The sequence below is a fragment of the Pseudomonas sp. NFACC02 genome, assembly GCF_900110765.1.
Classification (GTDB): Bacteria; Pseudomonadota; Gammaproteobacteria; order Pseudomonadales; family Pseudomonadaceae; genus Aquipseudomonas.
Map to the genome: position 1 here is coordinate 1 of NZ_FOEO01000085.1, position 5,148 is coordinate 5,148.

Here is a 5,148-nt window from a genome sequence, read left to right on the forward strand (position 1 = left end):
CGCGCCTCGGTTGAGACGAAAGGCTCTTGACCAACCGCTCTTTAACAACTGAATCAAGCAATTCGTGTGGGTGCTTGTGCTGTAAGACTGAAGTCAACTGATTATCAGCATCGCAAGTTACTCCACGAGAAATCATGGTTTAACCAACGATTGCTGAGCCAAGTTTATAGGGTTTTCTCAAAACCCGATTGCAGTATTGAACTGAAGAGTTTGATCATGGCTCAGATTGAACGCTGGCGGCAGGCCTAACACATGCAAGTCGAGCGGATGAAGGGAGCTTGCTCCCTGATTCAGCGGCGGACGGGTGAGTAATGCCTAGGAATCTGCCTGGTAGTGGGGGACAACGTCTCGAAAGGGACGCTAATACCGCATACGTCCTACGGGAGAAAGTGGGGGCTCTTCGGACCTCACGCTATCAGATGAGCCTAGGTCGGATTAGCTTGTTGGTGAGGTAATGGCTCACCAAGGCGACGATCCGTAACTGGTCTGAGAGGATGATCAGTCACACTGGAACTGAGACACGGTCCAGACTCCTACGGGAGGCAGCAGTGGGGAATATTGGACAATGGGCGAAAGCCTGATCCAGCCATGCCGCGTGTGTGAAGAAGGTCTTCGGATTGTAAAGCACTTTAAGTTGGGAGGAAGGGCATTAACCTAATACGTTAGTGTTTTGACGTTACCGACAGAATAAGCACCGGCTAACTCTGTGCCAGCAGCCGCGGTAATACAGAGGGTGCAAGCGTTAATCGGAATTACTGGGCGTAAAGCGCGCGTAGGTGGTTTGTTAAGTTGGATGTGAAATCCCCGGGCTCAACCTGGGAACTGCATCCAAAACTGGCAAGCTAGAGTAGGGCAGAGGGTGGTGGAATTTCCTGTGTAGCGGTGAAATGCGTAGATATAGGAAGGAACACCAGTGGCGAAGGCGACCACCTGGGCTCATACTGACACTGAGGTGCGAAAGCGTGGGGAGCAAACAGGATTAGATACCCTGGTAGTCCACGCCGTAAACGATGTCAACTAGCCGTTGGAATCCTTGAGATTTTAGTGGCGCAGCTAACGCATTAAGTTGACCGCCTGGGGAGTACGGCCGCAAGGTTAAAACTCAAATGAATTGACGGGGGCCCGCACAAGCGGTGGAGCATGTGGTTTAATTCGAAGCAACGCGAAGAACCTTACCAGGCCTTGACATCCAATGAACTTTCCAGAGATGGATGGGTGCCTTCGGGAACATTGAGACAGGTGCTGCATGGCTGTCGTCAGCTCGTGTCGTGAGATGTTGGGTTAAGTCCCGTAACGAGCGCAACCCTTGTCCTTAGTTACCAGCACGTTATGGTGGGCACTCTAAGGAGACTGCCGGTGACAAACCGGAGGAAGGTGGGGATGACGTCAAGTCATCATGGCCCTTACGGCCTGGGCTACACACGTGCTACAATGGTCGGTACAGAGGGTTGCCAAGCCGCGAGGTGGAGCTAATCCCACAAAACCGATCGTAGTCCGGATCGCAGTCTGCAACTCGACTGCGTGAAGTCGGAATCGCTAGTAATCGCGAATCAGAATGTCGCGGTGAATACGTTCCCGGGCCTTGTACACACCGCCCGTCACACCATGGGAGTGGGTTGCACCAGAAGTAGCTAGTCTAACCTTCGGGAGGACGGTTACCACGGTGTGATTCATGACTGGGGTGAAGTCGTAACAAGGTAGCCGTAGGGGAACCTGCGGCTGGATCACCTCCTTAATCGAAGACTCAGCTTCTTCGCAAGTTCCCACACGAATTGCTTGATTCATTGAAGAAGACGATTGGGTCTGTAGCTCAGTTGGTTAGAGCGCACCCCTGATAAGGGTGAGGTCGGCAGTTCGAATCTGCCCAGACCCACCAATTACCGGTGCACCCTGTAGCGATACGGGGCCATAGCTCAGCTGGGAGAGCGCCTGCCTTGCACGCAGGAGGTCAGCGGTTCGATCCCGCTTGGCTCCACCATTACCGTAGTAGTTGGGTACAGACAGTTGTCCTGCGTAAAGCTTAGAAATGAGCATTTCCTTCAGATGAAGGCTGAATGCTGATTTCTGATCTTTGTCAGAATCGTTCTTTAAAAATTCGGGTATGTGATAGAAAGATAGACTGTGATCCACTTTCACTGGTGGTGATCAGGCTAAGGTAAAGTTTGTGAAATGCAAACTTTCGGCGAATGTCGTCTTCACAGTATAACCAGATTGCTTGGGGTTATATGGTCAAGTGAAGAAGCGCATACGGTGGATGCCTTGGCAGTCAGAGGCGATGAAAGACGTGGTAGCCTGCGAAAAGCTTCGGGGAGTCGGCAAACAGACTGTGATCCGGAGATGTCTGAATGGGGGAACCCAGCTGTCACAAGACAGTTATCTTGCGCTGAATACATAGGCGCAAGAGGCGAACCAGGGGAACTGAAACATCTAAGTACCCTGAGGAAAAGAAATCAACCGAGATTCCCTTAGTAGTGGCGAGCGAACGGGGACCAGCCCTTAAGTTGATTTGAGATTAGCGGAACGCTCTGGAAAGTGCGGCCATAGTGGGTGATAGCCCTGTACGCGAAAATCTCTTGTCAATGAAATCGAGTAGGACGGGGCACGAGAAACCTTGTCTGAACATGGGGGGACCATCCTCCAAGGCTAAATACTACTGACTGACCGATAGTGAACCAGTACCGTGAGGGAAAGGCGAAAAGAACCGCGGAGAGCGGAGTGAAATAGATCCTGAAACCGTATGCGTACAAGCAGTGGGAGCCCACTTTGTTGGGTGACTGCGTACCTTTTGTATAATGGGTCAGCGACTTATTTTCAGTGGCGAGCTTAACCGAATAGGGGAGGCGTAGCGAAAGCGAGTCTTAATAGGGCGTCTAGTCGCTGGGAATAGACCCGAAACCGGGCGATCTATCCATGGGCAGGTTGAAGGTTAGGTAACACTGACTGGAGGACCGAACCGACTACCGTTGAAAAGTTAGCGGATGACCTGTGGATCGGAGTGAAAGGCTAATCAAGCTCGGAGATAGCTGGTTCTCCTCGAAAGCTATTTAGGTAGCGCCTCATGTATCACTGTAGGGGGTAGAGCACTGTTTCGGCTAGGGGGTCATCCCGACTTACCAAACCGATGCAAACTCCGAATACCTACAAGTGCCGAGCATGGGAGACACACGGCGGGTGCTAACGTCCGTCGTGAAAAGGGAAACAACCCAGACCGTCAGCTAAGGTCCCAAAGTCATGGTTAAGTGGGAAACGATGTGGGAAGGCTTAGACAGCTAGGAGGTTGGCTTAGAAGCAGCCACCCTTTAAAGAAAGCGTAATAGCTCACTAGTCGAGTCGGCCTGCGCGGAAGATGTAACGGGGCTCAAACCATGCACCGAAGCTACGGGTATCATCTTCGGATGATGCGGTAGAGGAGCGTTCTGTAAGCCTGTGAAGGTGAGTTGAGAAGCTTGCTGGAGGTATCAGAAGTGCGAATGCTGACATGAGTAACGACAATGGGTGTGAAAAACACCCACGCCGAAAGACCAAGGTTTCCTGCGCAACGTTAATCGACGCAGGGTTAGTCGGTCCCTAAGGCGAGGCTGAAAAGCGTAGTCGATGGAAAACAGGTTAATATTCCTGTACTTCTGGTTATTGCGATGGAGGGACGGAGAAGGCTAGGCCAGCCTGGCGTTGGTTGTCCAGGTTTAAGGTGGTAGGCTGGGATCTTAGGTAAATCCGGGATCTCAAGGCCGAGAGCTGATGACGAGTGTCCTTTAGGACGCGAAGTGGTTGATGCCATGCTTCCAAGAAAAGCTTCTAAGCTTCAGGTAACCAGGAACCGTACCCCAAACCGACACAGGTGGTTGGGTAGAGAATACCAAGGCGCTTGAGAGAACTCGGGTGAAGGAACTAGGCAAAATGGCACCGTAACTTCGGGAGAAGGTGCGCCGGTGAGGGTGAAGGACTTGCTCCGTAAGCTCATGCCGGTCGAAGATACCAGGCCGCTGCGACTGTTTATTAAAAACACAGCACTCTGCAAACACGAAAGTGGACGTATAGGGTGTGACGCCTGCCCGGTGCCGGAAGGTTAATTGATGGGGTTAGCTAACGCGAAGCTCTTGATCGAAGCCCCGGTAAACGGCGGCCGTAACTATAACGGTCCTAAGGTAGCGAAATTCCTTGTCGGGTAAGTTCCGACCTGCACGAATGGCGTAACGATGGCGGCGCTGTCTCCACCCGAGACTCAGTGAAATTGAAATCGCTGTGAAGATGCAGTGTATCCGCGGCTAGACGGAAAGACCCCGTGAACCTTTACTATAGCTTTGCACTGGACTTTGAATTTGCTTGTGTAGGATAGGTGGGAGGCTTTGAAGCGTGGACGCCAGTTCGCGTGGAGCCATCCTTGAAATACCACCCTGGCAACTTTGAGGTTCTAACTCAGGTCCGTCATCCGGATCGAGGACAGTGTATGGTGGGTAGTTTGACTGGGGCGGTCTCCTCCTAAAGAGTAACGGAGGAGTACGAAGGTGCGCTCAGACCGGTCGGAAATCGGTCGTAGAGTATAAAGGCAAAAGCGCGCTTGACTGCGAGACAGACACGTCGAGCAGGTACGAAAGTAGGTCTTAGTGATCCGGTGGTTCTGTATGGAAGGGCCATCGCTCAACGGATAAAAGGTACTCCGGGGATAACAGGCTGATACCGCCCAAGAGTTCATATCGACGGCGGTGTTTGGCACCTCGATGTCGGCTCATCACATCCTGGGGCTGAAGCCGGTCCCAAGGGTATGGCTGTTCGCCATTTAAAGTGGTACGCGAGCTGGGTTTAGAACGTCGTGAGACAGTTCGGTCCCTATCTGCCGTGGACGTTTGAGATTTGAGAGGGGCTGCTCCTAGTACGAGAGGACCGGAGTGGACGAACCTCTGGTGTTCCGGTTGTCACGCCAGTGGCATTGCCGGGTAGCTATGTTCGGAAAAGATAACCGCTGAAAGCATCTAAGCGGGAAACTTGCCTCAAGATGAGATCTCACTGGAACCTTGAGTTCCCTGAAGGGCCGTCGAAGACTACGACGTTGATAGGTTGGGTGTGTAAGCGCTGTGAGGCGTTGAGCTAACCAATACTAATTGCCCGTGAGGCTTGACCATATAACACCCAAGCAATCTGCGACTCGGA

2 tRNA genes and 2 rRNA genes are annotated in these 5,148 nt (G+C 52.2%); all 4 read left to right on the plus strand.

Annotation, left to right across the window (positions count from 1 at the left end):
* Positions 1-198: 198 nt before the first annotated feature.
* A 16S ribosomal RNA gene (locus BMY73_RS27590) occupies positions 199-1,735 on the plus strand.
* A 64-nt stretch (positions 1,736-1,799) separates the two neighbouring features.
* Positions 1,800-1,876, plus strand: a tRNA-Ile gene (locus tag BMY73_RS27595).
* 26 nt (positions 1,877-1,902) lie between these two features.
* Positions 1,903-1,978: transfer RNA gene (locus BMY73_RS27600), tRNA-Ala, on the plus strand.
* 249 nt (positions 1,979-2,227) lie between these two features.
* Positions 2,228-5,120, plus strand: a 23S ribosomal RNA gene (locus tag BMY73_RS27605).
* Together the 16S and 23S rRNA genes with 2 tRNA genes alongside form the textbook arrangement of a ribosomal RNA operon.
* Positions 5,121-5,148 lie beyond the last annotated feature (28 nt).